19 protein-coding genes and 4 tRNA genes are annotated in these 19066 nt (G+C 70.2%); 16 read left to right on the top strand and 7 right to left on the bottom strand.

Annotated features, from left to right (window positions below):
- Positions 1-21 precede the first annotated feature (21 nt).
- A complete protein-coding gene (locus ABZW17_RS29230) occupies positions 22-681 on the top strand; it encodes a hypothetical protein (protein ID WP_354821137.1) in 660 nt (219 codons plus the stop codon).
- A 43-nt stretch (positions 682-724) separates the two neighbouring features.
- On the opposite strand, the gene ABZW17_RS29225 is transcribed toward ABZW17_RS29230, so the two are convergent.
- Positions 725-1216 carry a YajQ family cyclic di-GMP-binding protein gene (locus ABZW17_RS29225; protein WP_354821134.1) on the bottom strand — a complete coding sequence of 164 codons (492 nt, stop codon included), beginning with the start codon at positions 1214-1216 and terminating at the stop codon, positions 725-727.
- 129 nt (positions 1217-1345) lie between these two features.
- Here ABZW17_RS29225 and ABZW17_RS29220 point away from each other — a divergent pair.
- A tRNA-Tyr gene (locus ABZW17_RS29220) sits at positions 1346-1428 on the top strand.
- 428 nt (positions 1429-1856) lie between these two features.
- Positions 1857-2687 carry a class I SAM-dependent methyltransferase gene (locus ABZW17_RS29215; protein ID WP_354821131.1) on the top strand — a complete coding sequence of 277 codons (831 nt, stop codon included), beginning with the start codon at positions 1857-1859 and terminating at the stop codon, positions 2685-2687.
- Positions 2688-2751: 64 nt separating this feature from the next.
- Here the strand turns inward: ABZW17_RS29215 and lon are convergent, their stop codons facing one another.
- From lon to ABZW17_RS29200, 3 genes are all read right to left on the bottom strand, one after another.
- The gene (lon, locus tag ABZW17_RS29210) at positions 2752-5154 is read right to left on the bottom strand and encodes an endopeptidase La (RefSeq protein ID WP_354821128.1); all 2403 of its coding nucleotides are present in this window, start codon (positions 5152-5154) and stop codon (positions 2752-2754) included.
- A 100-nt stretch (positions 5155-5254) separates the two neighbouring features.
- Positions 5255-6109: an SAM-dependent methyltransferase gene (locus ABZW17_RS29205; protein WP_354821125.1), complete on the bottom strand. Its 855-nt coding sequence runs from the start codon at positions 6107-6109 to the stop codon at positions 5255-5257.
- Between the two features lie 71 nt (positions 6110-6180).
- Entirely contained in the window at positions 6181-7119 is a 939-nt protein-coding gene (locus tag ABZW17_RS29200) for a GNAT family N-acetyltransferase (RefSeq protein WP_354821122.1), read from the bottom strand.
- 295 nt (positions 7120-7414) lie between these two features.
- Between ABZW17_RS29200 and ABZW17_RS29195 the strand changes: the two genes are divergently transcribed.
- From ABZW17_RS29195 to ABZW17_RS29170, 6 genes are all read left to right on the top strand, one after another.
- A complete protein-coding gene (locus ABZW17_RS29195) occupies positions 7415-10057 on the top strand; it encodes an EAL domain-containing protein (RefSeq protein ID WP_354821119.1) in 2643 nt (880 codons plus the stop codon).
- An 80-nt stretch (positions 10058-10137) separates the two neighbouring features.
- A tRNA-Thr gene (locus tag ABZW17_RS29190) sits at positions 10138-10210 on the top strand.
- Positions 10211-10260: 50 nt separating this feature from the next.
- Positions 10261-10333: transfer RNA gene (locus ABZW17_RS29185), tRNA-Met, on the top strand.
- A 49-nt stretch (positions 10334-10382) separates the two neighbouring features.
- On the top strand, positions 10383-10547 hold the full coding sequence (rpmG, locus tag ABZW17_RS29180; protein ID WP_005152047.1) for a 50S ribosomal protein L33: 165 nt from the start codon (positions 10383-10385) through the stop codon (positions 10545-10547).
- Positions 10548-10629: 82 nt separating this feature from the next.
- The gene (locus tag ABZW17_RS29175; RefSeq protein ID WP_354821116.1) at positions 10630-11079 is read left to right on the top strand and encodes a MaoC family dehydratase N-terminal domain-containing protein; all 450 of its coding nucleotides are present in this window, start codon (positions 10630-10632) and stop codon (positions 11077-11079) included.
- Positions 11076-11474: a MaoC family dehydratase gene (locus ABZW17_RS29170; RefSeq protein WP_354821113.1), complete on the top strand. Its 399-nt coding sequence runs from the start codon at positions 11076-11078 to the stop codon at positions 11472-11474. Before ABZW17_RS29175 ends, ABZW17_RS29170 begins: the two co-directional genes overlap by 4 nt.
- An 81-nt stretch (positions 11475-11555) precedes the next feature.
- On the opposite strand, the gene ABZW17_RS29165 is transcribed toward ABZW17_RS29170, so the two are convergent.
- Together ABZW17_RS29165 and ABZW17_RS29160 are read right to left on the bottom strand one after the other, a co-directional pair.
- On the bottom strand, positions 11556-12461 hold the full coding sequence (locus tag ABZW17_RS29165) for an SGNH/GDSL hydrolase family protein (RefSeq protein WP_354821110.1): 906 nt from the start codon (positions 12459-12461) through the stop codon (positions 11556-11558).
- A 57-nt stretch (positions 12462-12518) separates the two neighbouring features.
- A complete protein-coding gene (locus ABZW17_RS29160) occupies positions 12519-13439 on the bottom strand; it encodes a TIGR03619 family F420-dependent LLM class oxidoreductase (RefSeq protein ID WP_354821107.1) in 921 nt (306 codons plus the stop codon).
- 206 nt (positions 13440-13645) lie between these two features.
- Here ABZW17_RS29160 and ABZW17_RS29155 point away from each other — a divergent pair.
- The 6 genes from ABZW17_RS29155 (at position 13646) to ABZW17_RS29130 (ending at position 17366) form a co-directional block, all read left to right on the top strand.
- A tRNA-Trp gene (locus ABZW17_RS29155) sits at positions 13646-13718 on the top strand.
- A 26-nt stretch (positions 13719-13744) separates the two neighbouring features.
- Positions 13745-14185 (top strand): preprotein translocase subunit SecE, encoded by a 441-nt coding sequence (gene secE / locus ABZW17_RS29150; RefSeq protein WP_103351774.1) that lies wholly within the window; start codon positions 13745-13747, stop codon positions 14183-14185.
- 73 nt (positions 14186-14258) lie between these two features.
- Positions 14259-15095 carry a transcription termination/antitermination protein NusG gene (gene nusG / locus ABZW17_RS29145; RefSeq protein ID WP_354821103.1) on the top strand — a complete coding sequence of 279 codons (837 nt, stop codon included), beginning with the start codon at positions 14259-14261 and terminating at the stop codon, positions 15093-15095.
- Between the two features lie 74 nt (positions 15096-15169).
- Entirely contained in the window at positions 15170-15607 is a 438-nt protein-coding gene (gene rplK, locus ABZW17_RS29140) for a 50S ribosomal protein L11 (protein ID WP_003079266.1), read from the top strand.
- 195 nt (positions 15608-15802) lie between these two features.
- Positions 15803-16522: a 50S ribosomal protein L1 gene (rplA, locus tag ABZW17_RS29135; RefSeq protein ID WP_354821099.1), complete on the top strand. Its 720-nt coding sequence runs from the start codon at positions 15803-15805 to the stop codon at positions 16520-16522.
- Between the two features lie 70 nt (positions 16523-16592).
- The gene (locus ABZW17_RS29130) at positions 16593-17366 is read left to right on the top strand and encodes an alpha/beta hydrolase (RefSeq protein ID WP_354821096.1); all 774 of its coding nucleotides are present in this window, start codon (positions 16593-16595) and stop codon (positions 17364-17366) included.
- On the opposite strand, the gene ABZW17_RS29125 is transcribed toward ABZW17_RS29130, so the two are convergent.
- Complete coding sequence (locus tag ABZW17_RS29125) at positions 17363-18214, bottom strand: hypothetical protein (RefSeq protein WP_354821093.1); 852 nt, start codon at positions 18212-18214, stop codon at positions 17363-17365. The two genes, ABZW17_RS29130 and ABZW17_RS29125, sit on opposite strands and share 4 nt — an antisense overlap.
- Positions 18215-18494: 280 nt before the next feature.
- Here ABZW17_RS29125 and rplJ point away from each other — a divergent pair, with 280 nt between their 5' ends.
- Positions 18495-19049: a 50S ribosomal protein L10 gene (gene rplJ / locus ABZW17_RS29120; protein ID WP_354821090.1), complete on the top strand. Its 555-nt coding sequence runs from the start codon at positions 18495-18497 to the stop codon at positions 19047-19049.
- Positions 19050-19066 lie beyond the last annotated feature (17 nt).

Here is a 19066-nt window from a genome sequence, read left to right as displayed (position 1 = left end):
GCGGCCCACGAGGGGGATTCGATGAAACTCAGGCTGAGCTGCGCGCTGCTGGTGTTCCTGACCGGCGCATGCGCACCGTCAACGGGCTACGGAACGATCGTCGCGAACCCGACGCACGCGCTGCCGACCCCCACGACGACGGCACCCCCGGCCCCCCGTGACGTGCCGACGGAGACCCACACGGGCAAGGGCAGCGGCGAGTTCGAGACCACGTGGCCCCCGGACCAGCTGGGCTTCTTCACGTTCGACTGCCCGAAGTGCAGTTCGAACGTGATCATCGACACGGACGGCGGCGAGCACGGCCTGGTCAACGCGATAGGCGCGTACCAGGGCACGACGTGGATGAACACGGACCCCCAACGCCCGACGAAGCGGGTGACGATCCACGCGAACGCGGCCTGGACGGCCACGATCGCGGACTACCGGAGCATTGCCACGGCCGAGCGGGGAAAGCCGGTCCCGGGCAAGGGCGACGCGGTCCTGAAGCTCCCCGCGGGTGTGACGCGCATCCAGTTCACGGCGAAAACCCGGGGCAACATCGCGATCTGGATGATGTCCGAGAAGGACAGAGACCTGCTGCTGAACCAGATAGGCGACGTCCAGGTGGAGCGCGACGTGCGGGGCCCGGCGTACGTGATGGTGGAGGGCTACGAGACGACCTGGACGTTGACGCCGGCCTGACAAGGCCGCGCGGGCACCCGAACCAGGGCGCCCGCGCCGTCGATCACCGGTAGTTCGTGAACTGAAGCGCGATCTCGAAGTCCTTGCCCTTCAACAACGCGATGACGTCCTGAAGCTGGTCCTTCTTCTTCCCGGACACCCGCAGCTGATCCCCCTGGATCTGGGCCTGGACGCCCTTCGGGCCCTCGTCCCGGATGAACTTCGCGATCTGCTTCGCCTTGTCCGACGCGATCCCCTGCAGGATCTTCCCGCCGATCTTGTAGATCTTGCCCGACAGCGCCGGCTCGCCCGCCTCGAAGGCCTTCAGGGAGATGTTCCGCTTGATCAGCTTCTCCTTGAACACCTCGACCGCGGCCAGGGCGCGCTCCTCGGTCTCGGACTCGACCGTGAGCGCCTCCTCGCCGGCCCAGTTGATCGTCGTGCCGGTGCCGCGGAAGTCGAACCGGGTGCCCAGCTCCTTGCTCGCCTGGTTGAGCGCGTTGTCCACCTCCTGGCGGTCGACCTTGCTCACGACATCGAAAGAGGGATCCGCCACGTGTCCTCACACCTCGTACTCGCTCGTCAGAGGCCACCCAGCCTAGCCCCTGCCACCCGACGGGTAACCCGGTTGACCCCCTCGCTACTCCGTTGGGTAAGCTTCTCCCCGGCCGGTGAGACCGGTCTTGGCGGGTTACCCGAGTGGCCAAAGGGGACTGGCTGTAAACCAGTTGGCTTACGCCTACGGGGGTTCGAATCCCTCACCCGCCACCCACCGAAGGAGCCCCGCGTTTGCGACGCGGGGCTCCTTCGTGCGTGTGTGTGCCGTACCCGTCGTGACGTCCGAACGGCGCAGCCGGCTTACCCGTTCTGGTGCGGTCAATTCCGGAATTGACTTCGCAGGGTGACCGTGTCCATTTTTGGCCGTCCGGGACCGCCGCATTCGGATATGTGAACCCGGCATCTTCCCTGTTCGTCGGCTATGTGTTATTTGGGAGATATCGTCCGGTGATCGGTGCGCTGTCCGGTAAAGCGGCGCCTCGGGTGACCGCGCTGGACGATTCGGGGGAAGATCCGCTGCGCCTTTCGATGTGATTCCTGAAATTCACCTTGCACGGGGTAACGCATTTCTTGAGCGACTCGACCCCAGTCTGGGGCACAGGCTTCCGGGGAATTCCACCGAGCCGTTGGAGGAGCACATGTCCATTCCCGTGACGTTGCGACCGGTCCGCGAGGAGCTGGTCCGGGTGCAGTACGCCGAACCCGGGCTCGTCGCCGGCTACGCGAACGACCACGCCGGATGGGGACCCACCGCGCGCTACCACCATTCGCGCCGCTACGCCATCGACCAGGTGCTGGCCGGCTGCTCCGGCGGCGACCTGCTCGACGTCGGCTGCGGGCCCGGGATGATGGTGCGCCACCTGCTCGACACCCGGGCCGGGGACTTCCGCGTCACCGCGTGCGACCAGTCGCCGGCCATGATCGACGCCGTCGCGGCGCGGGTCGGCGACTCCGTGAAACTTTCCGTCGGCGACATCCAGGAGATGCCGTTCGCCGACCGGCAGTTCGACGTCGTCCTCGCGATGGGCGTCCTCGAGTACACCGACGCCGTGCTCGCCCTGCACGAGGTCGCCCGGGTCACCCGGCCCGGCGGGCTCGTCGTGGCGACGATGCTCAACCCGAGGAGCCCGTACCGGCTCTTCGAATGGGGTGTCTTCTGGCCCGCGCGCCGCACCCTCGGCGCGCTCGAACGGCTCGTCGGCGTCCCGCCGTCGAGACGGCACGGGGCCCGGCGCACCGGGATCGTCGCGCTGACCCCGCGGCGCCTGCGAGAACTGCTGTGGCGCGCCGGCCTGCAGCCGGAAGAGGTCATCGCCTACGACGTCACCGCGGCGGTGCCGCCGTTCGACCGGCTCGTCCGGCGCCGCGACCGCTCGTGGCGGGCGCACCCGGAGACGACGATCGCGCGCGGGGCCAAGCGCTGGCTCGGCACCGGCTACCTGGTCGCCGCCCGGAAGCTCCACGGATAAGGGGGAACGGCCGGTTTCCCTTGCGGGAGAGGGAAACCGGCCGTTCTGGCGGCGGCGCTCGGGGTTACGCCGCCTGGGAAACCGGCGTCGAAGCCGGGGTCAGGGCGAGGTCGAGGACCTCGCGGACGTTGGCCACCGCGTGCACGTCCAGCTGGGCCAGCACCTCGGCCGGGACGTCGTCGAGGTCCGGTTCGTTGCGCTGCGGGATGATCACCGTCTTCATCCCCGCCCGGTGCGCCGCCAGCAGCTTCTGCTTGACGCCGCCGATCGGCAGGACGCGCCCGGTCAGCGACACCTCGCCGGTCATCGCGACGTCGGCCTTGACCACGCGGCCGGAGAGCAGCGACGCCAGCGCCGTCGTCATCGTGACGCCGGCCGACGGCCCGTCCTTCGGGACCGCGCCCGCCGGGACGTGCACGTGGATGCCGCGCTTGCGCAGGTCACCCACCGGCAGCTCCAGCTCCGCGCCGTGCGAGCGCAGGTAGGACAGCGCGATCTGCACCGACTCCTTCATCACGTCGCCGAGCTGGCCGGTCAGCTGCAGCCCGGACGCGCCGGACTCCTCGTCGGCCAGCGACGCCTCGATGTAGAGGACGTCGCCGCCCGCGCCGGTCACCGCCAGGCCGGTCGCCACGCCCGGGGTCGCCGTGCGCTGCGTCGAGGCCGGCAGCGACGACTCCGGGATGTGCCGCGGGCGGCCGAGGTAGGTCTCCAGGTCGGGGGCGTCGATCGAAAGCGGCAGCGCCACCTCGTCCAGGGCCACCTTGGTCGCGACCTTGCGCAGCACCTTGGCGATCGTCCGGTTCGCGTCGCGCACGCCCGCCTCGCGGGTGTACTCGGCGGCGATCCGGCTGAACGCGGCGTCCGTCAGGACGACGTCGTCGACGCCGAGGCCGGCGCGCTCCAGCTCGCGGGGGAGCAGGTGGTCGCGGGCGATGGTGACCTTCTCGTGCTCGGTGTAGCCGTCCAGCGTGACGAGCTCCATGCGGTCCAGCAGCGGGCCGGGGATGGTCTCCAACGCGTTGGCCGTGGCCAGGAACACGACGTCGGACAGGTCCAGCTCGACCTCGAGGTAGTGGTCGCGGAACGTGTGGTTCTGCTCCGGGTCCAGCACTTCGAGCAGCGCCGCGGTCGGGTCGCCGCGGTAGTCGGCGCCGACCTTGTCGATCTCGTCGAGCAGCACGACCGGGTTCATCGAGCCGGCTTCCTTGATGGCGCGGACGATCCGGCCGGGCAGCGCGCCGACGTACGTGCGGCGGTGACCGCGGATCTCCGCCTCGTCGCGGATGCCGCCGAGCGCCACGCGGACGAACTTGCGGCCCATGGCCTTCGCGACGGACTCACCCAGCGACGTCTTGCCGACCCCGGGAGGGCCCGCGAGGGCGAGCACCGCGCCCGAACGACGGCCGCCGACCGGGCCCATGCCCGATTCCGCGCGGCGCTTGCGCACGGCCAGGTACTCGATGATGCGTTCCTTGACGTCGTCGAGCCCGGCGTGGTCGGCGTCGAGCACCGCCCGCGCGGCCGCGATGTCGTAGACGTCCTCGGTGCGCTCGTTCCAGGGCAGCTCCAGGACGGTGTCCAGCCAGGTGCGGATCCAGCCGCCCTCGGGGGACTGCTCGGACGTGCGGTCCAGCTTGTCCACTTCGGCCAGTGCGGCCTTCTTGACGGCGTCGGGCAGTTCGGCGGCCTCGACGCGGGCGCGGTAGTCCGTCTCGTCGGCGGTGCCGTCGAGCTCGCCGAGCTCCTTGCGGATGGCCTCGAGCTGGCGGCGCAGCAGGAACTCCTTCTGCTGCTTCTCCATGCCCTCGGCGACGTCCTTGCGGATCGTGTCGGTCACTTCGAGCTCGGCGAGGTGCTCCTTGCTCCACTCGAGGGCCTTCTCCAGCCGGGCGCTGACGTCGAGCGTGGTCAGCAGTTCGAGCTTCTGCTCGGTGGACAGGTACGGCGCGTTGCCGGACAGGTCGGCGACCGCGGAGGCGTCTTCGACCTGCTGGACGGCGTCGATCAGCTGCCAGCCGCCGCGCTGCTGCAGGATCGAGATGACGACGGCCTTGTACTCGGCCGCGAGCTGCGCGGTCCGGTCGTCGGTGGTCTCGGTGGTGTCTTCGGCGTGCACCCAGCGGGCGGCGCCGGGGCCGTCGGCGATCCGGCCGACGAGCGCGCGGCCGGTGCCGCGCAGCAGCACGGCTGCCTTCCCGCCGGGCACGCGGCCGATGCGCTCGACCGTGGCGACGGTGCCGAAGCCGGCGTACTCGCCGTGGGCGCGCGGGACGATCAGGACCTCGGCCTTGGTGGCGCCGGTCGACCGGATGCCGGGGAAGGAGGCTTGGGTGGGGGTGTTGGCCTGGGCGGACTCCACCGCGGCCCGCGTCTCGGTGTCGCTCAGGTCGAGCGGGACGACCATGCCCGGCAGCACGACGTCGTCATCGAGCGGGAGCACGGGCAGGAGGCGGGTGTCGGACATGTGCACTCCTCGGTTAGTTGAGTCTGCCTAGCTCAACTCTCCGATGGGTGTGTTTGTTTCCGATGGTGCGTTCGCCCACAGCGATCGGGAAAACTGCAGGTCAGGAGCCTGGCTTCGCCGCGACGGCGCACCACGCGAACGGCCGGGCCTCCGCTTCGAGGGCGTTGATCTTCCGGTCCGGCCGCCAGTCCGGCAGGTGCACGATGCCCGGCTCCAGCAGCGGCCAGCCGCCGAAGAGCGGCTCGATCTCTTCGCGGTTGCGCAGCCAGACCGGGTTGCTCGTCTTCCGGTACTGCTCGACGAACCAGCGCAGCCCCTCCAGGTACGGGCCGCTGCCGTCGCCCTCGCTCATCTGCGAAATCGCCAGCCAGCTGCCCGGCGCCAGCGCGTCGCGGTACGCCGCCAGGAGGCCGTCCGGGTCGTCGTCCGGCCCGACGAAGTGCAGCACCGCCGCCATGATCAGGCAGACCGGCTGGGAGAAGTCGATCAGCCGCCGCGTTTCTTCGGCGCGCAGCACGGACTTCGCGTCGCGCATGTCGGCCTGGACGATGCCGGCCCAGTCGGTCGCCATGCCCTCTTCGAGGATGAGCGTCGCGTGGGCGACCGCGACCGGCTCGTAGTCGACGTACACGACCTTCGCGTCGTGCTCCTCGGGCAGCTCCGCCTCGACGACCTCGTGCACGTTGCCGGCCGTCGGCACGCCCGAGCCGAGGTCGATGAACTGCCGGATGCCGGCCCGCAGCGCCGCGCGCACCGCGCGGTTCATGAACTCGCGGTTCTGCTTCGAGCCCGGGCGCACCAGCGGCCACTGCTGTTCCATGCGCCGGCCGAACTCGCGGTCCACGGCCCAGTTCTGGGTACCGCCCAGGTACCAGTCGTAGATCCGGGCCGCGGACGGCTTCTCGGTGTCGACACCCTCGGGCGCTCTCGGCGCGGAATCCCGCTGGTCGGTCACTTCCGGCTCCCCTCACTCCTGGCGAGGGTCAGCCTATAAGCCCTGGGCAGCCGCGGTAATCCTCCAGTAGTTCACCGAACAGCCGGTCGACGCTGCCAGTACGTCCACAGCGGGCGGTAGCCCTGCGCGTACCAGAACGGCGTCGAGAGCGGGTTCGCCGCCGCGTGGTGCAGCAGGACGACGTCGGCGCCTTCCTCGTCGAGGACGTGGTGGGCGTGCGTCGCCAGCGCGGTGCCGACGCCGGAGGACCGCGCCGCCTCCGCCACGGCCAGCGACGACAGGTACCCCACCCGGGAGGCGGCGACGCGGCCGCTGATCCAGCCCGTCTCGCCCGGGTGCTGGACGCTGACCATGCCGAGCGGACGGCCGTACAGCTCGGCGATCCACAGCGGCGGCTCCGGCCGCTTCAGCTGCTCGGCGAGGTCCTTGGCCAGGATCTCCTCGACGCCGGTGCGCCAGTTCACCGTGCCGTACTGGGCGTCGTAGGAATGCAGTTCCATGCCGAGCGCCACGGCGGTTTCGAGGTCGCCGGGCTCGGCGCGGCGGATCTTGACGCCGGGCGTGCCGAGCGGGGTCGCCGGGATCAGCCGCTGCGCGGGCCGGACCGCGACCACCCGCAGCGGGGCGAACCCGTGGTGCAGCATTTCGCGCGCACCGGCGGCGTCGCGGCTCGCGCGCGGCACGATCGCCGCCGTCTCCGTGTCACCCGGCTCGGCGACCGCGCGCAGATGTTCATCCCAACGGGTGAGGAGGGCGTCGAGGACGGCGGCCGGCTGCGGGCCGGCCAGCTGGAGGTCGAGGCGGTGCTCGGTCAGGGCGCGCCACGGCGCGTTGGGGGCGTCGCGGTCGACCTGGACGCGGGACGCCAGCCCGGACGCGGCGGAGCCGCCCGTCGCCACCTCCAGGACCACGGCGTTTTCCGCCGCCTCGAAGGGAGTCGAACCGGGGAGCAGGGGATCCACCGCCGCGAGCCGGGCCGCGTGTTCGGTGGCAATCACGTCGCTGTGCATGGGGCCATTGAAGCGCTATGCGGCTTCGCGTGTGCAGGGGAACCGGCAGAGTTACGACACCACCCCGTCCGGGGGTTCCGGGTGGCGGAGCCCCCGGCCCGGGGCGCAGCCCCGGTTGTCACAGTTTCACCCCTTGGTCCACGCAGGTCAGCGCGTTCGAGGCATTGTTAACCCTGGGGTGATCTCCTACTGTCTCGAAAGGGACACGGGTACGCCTGACGGGGTACGGTATGGCCCTTGTCCACACCCGAAGTCACGGATCAGCACCGGTGGACAAGCTGGGAGGGAAGGTCGGATGCCGGACACCAACGCCCACGGCGACGCCGTCGCACAGGCGCAGCCCGGGCCGGGAGCCGCTTCCGGGACACCACCGCAGGCCTCCGCCGAAGCCCGCACCGACGAGCGCCGGTTCCGCGTCTACACCTTCGCCGTCCTGAGCATCGGGCTCGTCGCCGCGTTCGCGGTCGGCTCGTGGCTGCCGTTCGAATGGAACGACCGGCTGCTGTGGATCGGGCCGGTGCTCGCGGTCGCGTTCCTGCTCGCCGAACAGCTCGGCATCAACGTCGACGTCCGCAGCGGCATCTCGTGGACGATCTCCTTCACCGAGATCCCGCTCGTCATCGGCTTCTTCATCGCGCCGTTCGAAGTCGTGCTGGCCGCGCACCTGGTCGCCGGGATCGGCACCCTGCTCGCCCGGAAGGTCGCCGGCCGCGTCCTCTACAACGCGGGCGCGTTCCTGCTCGAAATCACCGGTGCCTTCGCGGTCGCCGGGCTGGTGAAGCACCTGGTCGGGACGGGCGACAGGATCCCGTGGGTCGCGGCGCTGGCCGGCACCCTGACCGCGCCGCTGGTGAGCACGCTGCTCGCGCTGGCCGCGGTCCGCGTGCTGCGCCGCCGGATGCGGGTCAGCACCGCGGTCCGGCTCACCGCGCGGATCCTGGTCGTCGGCTTCGTCAACGCCTCCGTCGGCCTCTCCGGCTACCTCGTCATCTCCAGCACGCCCAAGGCGTGGCCGCTGGTGCTCGCCGTCTTCCTCGGCCTCACCGCGCTGTACTGGGCGTACTCGGACCTGCTGCGCGAGCAGCGGGACATGGAGGCGCTCTCCGACGTCAGCCTGATGGTGGCCCGCTCCGGCCAGCAGGCCGCGGCGCGCCCGGCCAGCCGCGCGGACGAGCTCGTCGGCGGCGTCGACGTCCGCGAATGGGCGACGATCGCCGAGCGGATCAAGGACCAGCTCGCCGCCGGCCGCGTCGTGCTGCGGCTCCGGCTGGAACCGAAGGACACCATGCGGGTCGTGGTCGCGGGGGACGACCTGCCCGCCGCCGATCCGGCCGCCGACGACCCGCTGCTGCGCCTGCCCGGCGCGCACGTCCGGCACTTCCGGATCACCGAGGCCAACCCCGACGTCCGCGCGGCGCTGCTCGACCGCGGCGCGCAGGAGGCGCTCGTCGTCCCGCTGCGCAGTGCGAACCGGCTGCTCGGCGTGGTCGAGGCGCACGACCGGCTCTCCCGCTGGCGCGGCTTCGGCAAGTACGACGTCCAGCTGCTCGGCACGATGGCCAGCCACCTCGCGACGTCGCTCGACAACCGGCGGCTGCTGGCGACGCTGCGCCACGACGCCTACCACGACCCGCAGACGGGGCACCTCAACCGGCCGGGCTTCCAGCAGGTGGCGAAGGAACCGCTGCGGGACTTCGCGAACGCCGTGGTGCTGCGGATCGACCTCGACGTCTTCTCGACGGTCAGCGACGCGCTCGGCTACGCCTGGGCCGACCGGATGGTCGTCGCCGCGGGCCGCCGCATCCGCGACGCGCTCGGCCCCGACGTCCCGCTCGCCCGGCTCGAAGGCGCGTCCTTCGCGGCGCTGCTCGTCGGCTGCCCGCCGGAAGAGGCCCACCAGGCGGCGGTGCGGCTGCGCGAAGAGCTGTCGGCGCCCTACCCGGTCGACCGGCTGTCGGTCGAGGCGAACGCGATGATCGGCTACGCGACGACGTCCGCGGAGGAACCCGGCGACGTCGTCGACATCGAGGGCCTGCTGCAGCGGGCGGACGTCGCGGTGCGGGCGACCAAGGGCGGCGAAGAGGTCCGCGGCTACGTGCCGAGCATGGGCCAGATCTTCCTGCGCCGGTTCCAGATGGTCACGCAGTTCCGGCAGTCCCTCGAGGACGGCCAGGTCAGCGTGCACTACCAGCCGAAGATCACCCTGCCGAACCGGCAGGTGCAGGGCGTCGAGGCGCTGGTCCGCTGGGTGCACCCGGAGTTCGGCCGGCTCGGCCCGGACGAGTTCGTCCCGGCCATCGAGGCGGCCGGCCTGATCGGCGTCCTGACGGGGTTCGTGCTCGGCGAGGCGCTCAAGCGCTGCCGCAAGTGGCTCGACGAGGGCCTGCGGATCTCGGTCGCGGTCAACCTGTCGGTGCGGAACCTGGCCGACGAGGACTTCCCGAACAAGGTGGCCCGCGAGCTGGAGCACCACGGCATCCCGCCGGAGCTGCTGACGTTCGAGCTGACCGAGTCCGGCGTGATGTCCGACCCGCAGAAGGCGCTGCCGATCCTGCGGGAGCTGCACTCGCTGGGCATCACGCTCGCCGTGGACGACTTCGGGACCGGGTACTCGTCGCTGGCCTACCTGCGGCAGCTGCCGGTCGACCAGGTGAAGATCGACAAGAGCTTCGTCCTCGGCATGGGGACCGACCTCGGCGACCTCGCGGTGGTCCGGTCGATCGTCGAGCTGGGGCACTCGCTCGGGCTGACGGTGGTGGCCGAGGGCGTCGAGGAGGACGTGGCGCGCGACCAGCTCGAGGCGATGGGCTGTGACGTCGCCCAGGGCTACCTGATCTCGCGGCCGCTGCCGGAGGACCGCCTGGAGGCGTGGCTGCAGGCCCGCACCGCACGCTCGCCGGGGCGGCACTCGGAGACCGTGCTGACCCTGCTGACCTGAGGTTTTGTGGTTTGGGGACCCCGGTTGCACGGCCGGGTGACGGCCCTTGCTAATCTTTCCAAGTCCTCGCGAGAGGCCAGGCCCCTTTAGCTCAGTCGGCAGAGCGTCTCCATGGTAAGGAGAAGGTCTACGGTTCGATTCCGTAAAGGGGCTCACGACCTCAGCCGCGTCACGCCTGCGTGTCGCGGCTTGGGTCATGTAAGGGCGGTGTAGCTCAGTTGGCAGAGCAAGCGGCTCATAATCGCTGTGTCGCCGGTTCAAGTCCGGCCACCGCTACGCGGTAACGACGGGGCTGGCCCCCGGACCTGAGAGAGAAGGAAACGCTGTGGCTGCCACCGACGTGCGACCCAAGATCACGCTGGCGTGCGAAGAGTGCAAGCACCGCAACTACATCACCAAGAAGAACCGGCGCAACAACCCGGATCGCCTGGAGATGAAGAAGTTCTGCCCGAACTGCGGTACGCACCGGACGCACAAGGAAACCCGCTGACGACGTAGCGCGTTCACACCAGCTCGAAGAAGCCGCCCTGGGATTCCCCGGGCGGCTTCTCCCTGTTGGTAGCCTCGTCGCCGTGCCCTTGGACCAGTCGTTCACCGGGCGGAGCTATCCGCCGCAGACCAGTTACGAAGTGAGCCGGGAGAAGATCCGGGAGTTCGCCGACGCGATCGGCGACGCGAACCCGCTCTACCGCGACCCGGAGGCGGCCCGCGAAGCCGGCCACCCGGACGTGATCGCCCCGCCGACCTTCCTCACGATCATCAACCTCGCCTCGATCAACGCGATCGTCGCCGACCCCGAGCTGGGGCTCGACTACTCGCGGATGGTCCACGGCGACCAGGGCTTCACCCACACGCGCCCGGTGTTCGCCGGCGACGTGCTCGAGGTGACGACCCACATCGACGCGATCATGGCCCGCGCCGGCAACGACTTCATCAACCTGCGCGCGGAAATCACCGACGCGTCGGGCCAGAAGGTCTGCACCACCCGCGCGCAGCTGGTGGTCCGAGGGGAGACGGCGTGAACACCGGCGACGAACTGCCCGCCATCGAGGTCCGGATCACCCGCGAGCAGCTGGTCCGCTACGCCGGCGCGGCACTGGACTTCAACCCGATCCACTGGAACGAGGCGTTCGCGAAGGACGTCGGCCTCCCGGACGTGATCGCGCACGGGATGCTGACGATGGCGGTGGCCGGCCGCGTGGTGACGGACTGGCTCGGCGACCCGGGCCGGCTGGTCGACTTCAGCGCCCGCTTCACGCGCCCGGTGGTGGTGCCGAACACGCCCGAGGGCGCCGTGGTGGAGGTCAGCGGGAAGGTGGCGGACGTCAAGGACGACGGCATCGCGCGGATCGACCTCGTGGTGAAGTTCGACGGCAAGACCGTGCTGGGCAAGCCCCAGGCCCTGGTCCGCACCTGAGCCCGCCCGCCCGCCGGGTCGTGAGTGTTTAGGCGGGTTCTAACCCGTCTAAACACTCACGACGAGCTGCGGCAGAGCTTGTCAGGGGAGCTTCAGCAGGGACACCACGGCGTCGGCCATGCCCTGCTCGCCGCGCGCGTTGGGGTGCAGGGGCGCCGCTGGTGAGGCCGGGAGCAGGCCCTCCACCCACCGCTTGTCCGACGCCGAACACACGTCGTGGCCCTTGCCCGGTGTCGCCGTGTCCGCGTAGCCCGCGCGGTGGGCGTCCGCCTGGTCCTCGAGCATCTTGTTCAGCTTTTCCAGCGCGCCGCGGAAGTACGCGATGTCGCCCGCGCCGAACGGCAGGGCCGGCCAGCAGCCGTCGCCGTCCGGGAGGACCGTCGGGTAGCCGACCACCACCACCTTCGCCTTCGGGGCCTTCGTGTGGATGCGGTCGAGGACCGCGCCGACCTTCGGGGCCGTGGCGTCGATGCGCTCGGCCAGCTGGTCGTGTCCGCCGGCGGTCAGGCGGTCCTTGCACGGCGAGCCGTTCGGGTGCGTGGTCGCGCAGCCCGCGGCGTACGAGAAGAACCCCACGTCGTTGCCGCCGATGCCCAGCGTGACCAGCGTCGTGTCCGCGTTGACCGCGTCCAGCTGCGGCGGGTTCGTGCCGTTGTCCGTCTTCTGGGCCGCCGTCAGGTTCGCCGTCGTCGCGCCACCGCAGCTGACGTCGGCGAACGTGGCCGGCTTCAGCTTCGCCGAGACCAGGTGCGGGTAGTTGTCGTCGGACCGCTCGCAGCCCGCCGGCGTGCCCGCCTGGCGCCCGGTCCGCGGCGAGGACGTGTACGAATCGCCGAGGGCGACGTAGCGGCCGGAGCCGCCGCCGGTGTCCGCGCCGTCCGGGGGCGCCGACGACGAGCCGTGCTGCCACTTGTAGTACCCGTAGACCAGCAGCCCGACCACGAGCACGACCACCAGGCAGCCACCGCCACCGCTCTTCTTCGCCACTTCTTCGTTTCTACCGAAACCGGTCCCGCGGCGGGCTGGTCAATCCGGGTGACGCGATCAGCCGGCGATGAGCTTCGCCGCGAGTTCCAAGGCGTGGTCGACGTCCTTCGCGACGTAGTGCAGATCGAGGAGCACCTCCGTGATGCCCTCCTCGCGCGCGACGTCCAGGCACGGCGGGACGTCGGCGACCGTGTCGACGCCCGTGCCCGGCCGCGGGTTGATCCGCAGCACCCGCCGCAGGTCGCCCGGGTCGCGGCCGGCCTTCTCCGCCGCTTCGAGCGCCACCGACCAGAGGCCGTTGAGGTACTGCTTCGGCATCCAGCCGGCCAGCCAGCCGTCCGCGCGGCGCCCCACCCGGGCCAGCGCCGGCGGCGAAAACCCGCCGAGCAGCACCGGCGGGCGGGGCCGCTGCGCGGTGCGCAGGCCGACCGTCGACGGCGCGATCCGCCACTGCGGGCCCTCGTGCTCCGCCGGGTCGCCGGTCCACAGCGCGTCCAGCGCGTCGAGCAGCTCTTCGAGGCGCTTGCCCCGGTCCGCCCACGGCACGCCGGTGGCGAAGTACTCCTCGCGCAGCCAGCCGAGCCCGAACCCGACGTCCAGGCGTCCCGCGCTGGCCAGGTCGAGCGAGGTCAGCGCCCTGGCGAGGAGCACCGGGGAATAGACCGGGCCGGTCAGCGCGCTCGTCCCCAGGCGGACCGTGCTCGTGACGGCGGCCGCGGCCGCCAGCGTCGTGAACGGGTCGGCGAAGGTCTCGAACTCCCGCGGGTACGGGTGCTCCGGCGTCCCGCCGCCCGGGTAGACGTCGGACGGCGCCAGTGGCGTCAGGATGCGGTCACCCACCCAGAGCGACGCGTAGCCGAGGTCCTCGGCGGCGGCCGCGAAGCGCGGCACGGCGGCGGGGTCGGCGAGCGGGCCGTACTGGGGGAGCGCGAGCCCGAACCGCGTCGGAGCCCCCGCCGTACGGGGGGTGGTCGTCATGGCGGACATCCTGGCATGATCAGGAGGTCGGCGGGGAGTTTTCCGCAGGCCGGCCGGGGTGCGGTGGTCGATCGGGGGGCGCGGTTGCGAGCTCCCGCGAGGCTTGCCGTAGACTTCGGGACTTGGAACGCACTACGGTCATCCCCGCCTGGATGGTGGGGACGATGGAATGCGTCCTCCGGGGCTCCGAGCGATCGGGACTCCACAGGGGTGTAGCTCAATTGGCAGAGCAGCGGTCTCCAAAACCGCAGGTTGCAGGTTCAAGTCCTGTCACCCCTGCGTAACGGAACTGGTGGAGCGGAGGAGTGGTCGTGAGCGACAGCGACGCCAGCGGCGGCGAGCAGGAGCAGGACGGCACCGGGCAGAAGCCCGAGAGCGCGTCCCGTCCCGTCACAGCCGCTGCCCGGCGTGAGCGCCGTGCGACCGCTCGTCCGGCGGGCAAGTCCGCGGCACGTGCGGACGACAAGGCCCGTCCGGCCGGGAAGTCGGGGGAGAAGACCGCCCCCGACGCCAAGGGCGCGCCGACTCCGAAGCGGGACCAGAAGGCGAAGAAGGCCTCCGTGTTCGCGCGGCTGGTGCGCTTCATCCGCGAAGTCTGGGCCGAGCTGCGCAAGGTCATCTGGCCGAACCGCAAGCAGATGGTCACCTACACCGTGGTCGTGCTGGCCTTCGTGGTCTTCATGGTGGGCCTGGTGAGCGTGCTCGACCTGGCATTCAAGTGGGGCATCGGCAAGATCTTCGGCTGACGCGCCCCCGGCGCGCGCCGATGGGGCCGAGGTCCCGGCCTTGGCCCGCAATGATCAACTGAGAGGACGGAACGTGACCTCCGACAACGGCACAGCAGCCGGTCACGACCTGACCGAGCTTTCCGACGAGCAGGTGCACGCGGCACTCGGTGACGAGGAGTCCGCGCACCTCGAGCCCGTCGACGTGTCGGACTCCGAGGTCGACGACGACGTTGCCGCCTCCGCTGACGACGACGCTGACGCCTCCGTCGACATCGACGAGACCGAGGCCGAGCCCGCCGCGGACGACGAGGACCCGGTCGCCAAGCTGCGTTCCGAGCTGCTCGCCGCGCCCGGCGAGTGGTACGTCGTGCACTCGTACGCGGGGTACGAGAACAAGGTCAAGACCAACCTCGAGACCCGCACCCAGACCCTGGACGTCGAGGACTACATCTTCCAGATCGAGGTCCCGACCGAAGAGGTCACCGAGATCAAGAACGGCCAGCGCAAGCAGGTGCAGCGCAAGGTGCTGCCCGGCTACATCCTGGTCCGGATGGACCTGAACGACGCCTCGTGGAGCGCGGTGCGCAACACGCCGGGTGTCACCGGGTTCGTCGGCGCCACCTCGCGGCCGTCGCCGCTGACCGTGGACGAGGTGCTGAAGTTCCTCGCGCCGCAGGTCGAGAAGGAAGCCCCGGCCAAGGCCAGCAAGGGCGAGTCCACCTCCGCTTCGTCGCAGCTCGGCGGCCCGACGGTCGAGGTCGACTTCGAGGTCGGCGAGTCGGTCACGGTCATGGACGGCCCGTTCGCGACGCTGCCGGCGACGATCTCCGAGGTCAACGTCGACGGGCAGAAGCTGAAGGTCCTGGTGTCGATCTTCGGCCGGGAGACCCCGGTCGAGCTGTCGTTCAACCAGGTCTCCAAGATCTGACGGCCGGCCTTCCGGCCGCAGTCCCCGCGTCCACGGCAGGTACACGGGGAACGTAGTACAGGACAGGAAAAGAAATGCCACCCAAGAAGAAGAAGCTTGCGGCGATCATCAAGCTGCAGATCAAGGCGGGTGCGGCCAACCCCGCGCCGCCGGTCGGCCCGGCCCTGGGTCAGCACGGCGTCAACATCATGGAGTTCTGCAAGGCCTACAACGCCGCGACCGAGTCGCAGCGCGGGGACGTCGTCCCGGTCGAGATCTCCGTGTACGAGGACCGGTCGTTCGACTTCAAGCTGAAGACGCCGCCGGCCGCGCGCCTGCTGCTCAAGGCCGCTGGTGTCGAGAAGGGCTCCGGCGAGCCGCACAAGACCAAGGTCGCCAAGGTCACCTGGGACCAGGTCCGCGAGATCGCCAAGACCAAGGAGACCGACCTCAACGCCCACGACATCGACCAGGCCGCGAAGATCATCGCCGGCACTGCTCGTTCGATGGGCATCACGGTCGTCGACGCCTGATTTTCGCCTTACGCGAGATCGCGCCGGTTTCTGACCGAGCGATTTCGATCGGCCCCCAGGCTGAGCGGAATCGGGCGGGCAGGAAGCGGCTTGAGGGCGATCTCGCCGCCTCGACGGAGTCGAGGCAGACGACACCGTGGGAGAGCCAGTGCTGGCTCCTACCACACTGATCCACTTTGACTTAAGGACAGAAGCATGACCAAGCACAGCAAGGCTTACCGCCAGGCTGCGGAACTCGTCGACAAGGCGCGCCTGTACGCGCCGCTCGAGGCCGCGAAGCTGGCGAAGGAGACCTCCAAGACCAAGATGGACGCGACCGTCGAGGTCGCGATGCGTCTCGGTGTGGACCCCCGCAAGGCCGACCAGATGGTCCGCGGCACCGTGAACCTGCCGCACGGCACCGGTAAGACCGCCCGCGTCATCGTCTTCGCCGTCGGCGACAAGGCCGCCGAGGCCGAAGCCGCCGGCGCGGACGCGGTCGGCACCGACGAACTGATCGAGCGCATCCAGGGTGGCTGGCTCGACTTCGACGCCGCGATCGCGACGCCGGACCAGATGGCCAAGGTGGGCCGCATCGCCCGCATCCTCGGCCCGCGTGGCCTGATGCCGAACCCGAAGACCGGCACGGTGACCCCCGCGGTCGAGAAGGCCGTGAAGGACATCAAGGGCGGTAAGATCAACTTCCGCGTCGACAAGCAGGCCAACCTGCACCTGGTGATCGGCAAGGCTTCCTTCGACACGGAGAAGCTGGTCGAGAACTACGCGGCGGCGCTGGACGAGATCCTGCGGGCGAAGCCGTCGTCGGCGAAGGGCCGTTACCTGAAGAAGGTCACCTTCACCACGACGATGGGCCCGGGCATCCCGGTCGACCCGCTGCGGACTCGCAACCTCCTGTCGGAGGAAGCGGCCGTCTGAGGCTGAGATCACCAGAAAGGGCGTCCCCGCGTGCTGCGGGGGCGCCCTTTCTTCGTGTCTTATTGACGTCATGCCGACTTTCGCGTCGTTCGACGGGCTCCGGTTGAACTACACCGTGTGGGAGGGCGACGGCGCCCACCGCCCGGTGCTGCTGCAACACGGCTTCGCCGCGGACACGAACGCGAACTGGATCTCCACGGGCGTCGTCGCGGCTTTGCGTGGCGCGGGTTTCACGGTGATTTCGCTGGACGCCCGCGGCCACGGCCGGTCCGAAAAGCCGCATGACGAGTCCAGCTACGCCGAAGACGCGATGGCCCGGGACGTCTCGGCGTTGCTGGACGAGCTCGGCCTCGACGAGGTGTCGATGGTGGGCTACTCGATGGGCGCGATCATCGCCCTGACGGTGACGGCGGCGGACAAGCGCATCCGCTGCCTGGCCACGGGCGGAGTGGGCTCGGGCATCGTCGACTTCGGCGGCGTGGACCTGCGCGTGGTGAAGCCGGCGGACATCGCTTCGGCTTTGCTGGAGGAGGACCCGTCTTCGGTGCCGCCATCGGGCGTGCCGTTCCGCCTGCTGGCGGACGCGGTGGGCGGCGATCGCCGGGCGTTGGCGGCGGTGGCGTTGGCCTCGCGGGAGGGGCACCTGAACCTGTCGTCGATCGGCGTGCCGACGCTGGTGCTGGCCGGCGAGCAGGACCAGCTGGCGGCGGAGCCGGAGAGGCTGGCGGCAGCGATCGCGGGGGCCCGCCTGGTGCGGATCCCGGGCGACCACATGACGGCGGTGATGTCACCGGCGTTCGCGGAGGCGCTGGTTTCGTTCCTGTCGGCGCCGCACCCGCGCTAGCGGCTGGTCGGCACCGGCGGCGGGCAGGGCGTGGGTTCGTTGGTGTGCTCGACGATCAGCCACTGGCCCTTCGGCACCTTCGCCACGGTGAACGCGCCGAGCGCGGGGCCGCCCTCGATGCCGAACCGGCACGAGCTGATCGTGAACCGGTCGCCGGGGATCGGCTCCGAGACGTACGACGGCATCGATTCGGCGTACTTGTTCTTGCTGGTGACCTTGCGGTTCAGCTCGTGCACCGCGACCTGGCAGTCCGCGTAGCCCATGTCCTGGGCGAACTTCTGCTGGATCGGCTCGTCCATCCGCCCGCACGCCTGCGGGACGAGGTTCTGCGCGATGGCGTCGTAGACCTCGCGGACGGCCTCGTACGGGCTGGTCGAAAGGATGTGGTTCGTCTGGTACTTCCCGCCGCCCTCCTGGGCGAGCTGGGCCGAGGACTTGCCGGAGTCGTTCGGGAAGAAGTGGTTGTACAGCCAGGTGCCGGCCAGTCCGAGGATCACCAGGGCCAGTACCCAGGCGATGACCTTCTTGCCGAGCCACGTCACCCACTTCGGCGCGCGACGGCGTTCGGCGGGGACCAGCTGGTAGCCCGGCGGGATCATCGGCGGCTGGCCGCCCTGGTGCGGCACCGGCTGGGACGGCGGGGCCTGGACCACGCCCGCGTTCGGGGGAGGCGCCGGCTGGTTGCCCTGCTGGGCCTGGGTGAATTTCAGGTAGTCCTGGAACTGCTGGAACTGGCGGAACTGCTCCAGCTGGTCCGGGTCCATCGGCTGGGAGCCGGTGGCGGGCGCGTTCGGGCCCGCCGGTTCGATTTCCGAGCCCGGGTTTCCGTCATCGCGCTGCTCCGCCACGTGACCATGATGCCCCACTCCGCCGCGAAGTTGGGGGTCGGAGAAGGCATGTCGACTTGACAAGGTATTCTCGTTGACGGTTCTACCGAAGACCGCTGGTTTTCCCCGCTCCAACGGGGAACGAAGGTCCCGCAGCACGCCGGGCGGCCCGCGCAGGAGGAACGAGGCTCCGGCACGCTTGCCGGAATAACGCCCCGCGCCTGTCTGCGCGAGGGCGTTTCGTCGTTTGGGGGACTCCTCGAAAGCCAGTGGAAACCACTAGCCAAGAGAGGAGGCGACCATGGCGAAGCCCGACAAGGTGGCGGCCGTCGCCGAGATCGCGGAGAGCTTCCGCACCAGCTCGGCCACCGTCGTTACCCAGTACACCGGCCTCTCCGTGTCCCAGCTGTCCCAGCTGCGCCGCGCTCTCGGCACCAGTGCCAAGTACCGGGTCGCGAAGAACACCCTGGTCAAGCGGGCGGCCGAGGACGCCGGCATCCAGGGTCTCGAGAACCTGTTCGTCGGCGCGACCGCCATCGCCTTCGTCGAGGGTGAAGCTGTCGACGCCGCCAAGGCGCTTCGCGACTTCGCGAAGGACAACAACGCGCTTGTGATCAAGGGCGGCTACATGGACGGCCGTGCGCTGTCCGTGGACGAGATCAACCGGATCGCCGATCTCGACAGCCGTGAGGTCCTGCTCGCCAAGGCGGCGGGCGCGTTCAAGGCGAAGCTTTCCCAGGCCGCCGCGCTGTTCCAGGCGCCGGCGTCCCAGGTCGCCCGCCTGGCTGCCGCGCTGGAGGAAAAGCAGCGCGAAGCCGCCGGTACCGAAGCAGCCGAAGCACCCGCCGAGAGCTGAACCACCCCCCACCCCGA

This window comes from Amycolatopsis sp. NPDC004625, from assembly GCF_040609695.1.
GTDB lineage: Bacteria > Actinomycetota > Actinomycetes > Mycobacteriales > Pseudonocardiaceae > Amycolatopsis.
The sequence above is the reverse complement of the archived record's forward strand: the minus strand, read 5'-3'. Positions and strand labels throughout refer to the sequence as shown.

What these genes read in the sequence shown, in the direction of transcription:
- ABZW17_RS29160 (WP_354821107.1), bottom strand. Translation starts at nt 13,439, where the DNA reads ATGACGACCACCCCCCGTACGGCGGGGGCTCCGACGCGGTTCGGGCTC.
- ABZW17_RS29130 (WP_354821096.1), top strand. Translation starts at nt 16,593, where the DNA reads ATGCCGACTTTCGCGTCGTTCGACGGGCTCCGGTTGAACTACACCGTG.
- ABZW17_RS29230 (WP_354821137.1), top strand. Translation starts at nt 22, where the DNA reads ATGAAACTCAGGCTGAGCTGCGCGCTGCTGGTGTTCCTGACCGGCGCA.
- rplJ (WP_354821090.1), top strand. Translation starts at nt 18,495, where the DNA reads ATGGCGAAGCCCGACAAGGTGGCGGCCGTCGCCGAGATCGCGGAGAGC.
- lon (WP_354821128.1), bottom strand. Translation starts at nt 5,154, where the DNA reads ATGTCCGACACCCGCCTCCTGCCCGTGCTCCCGCTCGATGACGACGTC.
- ABZW17_RS29195 (WP_354821119.1), top strand. Translation starts at nt 7,415, where the DNA reads ATGCCGGACACCAACGCCCACGGCGACGCCGTCGCACAGGCGCAGCCC.
- ABZW17_RS29215 (WP_354821131.1), top strand. Translation starts at nt 1,857, where the DNA reads ATGTCCATTCCCGTGACGTTGCGACCGGTCCGCGAGGAGCTGGTCCGG.
- rplA (WP_354821099.1), top strand. Translation starts at nt 15,803, where the DNA reads ATGACCAAGCACAGCAAGGCTTACCGCCAGGCTGCGGAACTCGTCGAC.
- ABZW17_RS29200 (WP_354821122.1), bottom strand. Translation starts at nt 7,119, where the DNA reads ATGCACAGCGACGTGATTGCCACCGAACACGCGGCCCGGCTCGCGGCG.
- rplK (WP_003079266.1), top strand. Translation starts at nt 15,170, where the DNA reads ATGCCACCCAAGAAGAAGAAGCTTGCGGCGATCATCAAGCTGCAGATC.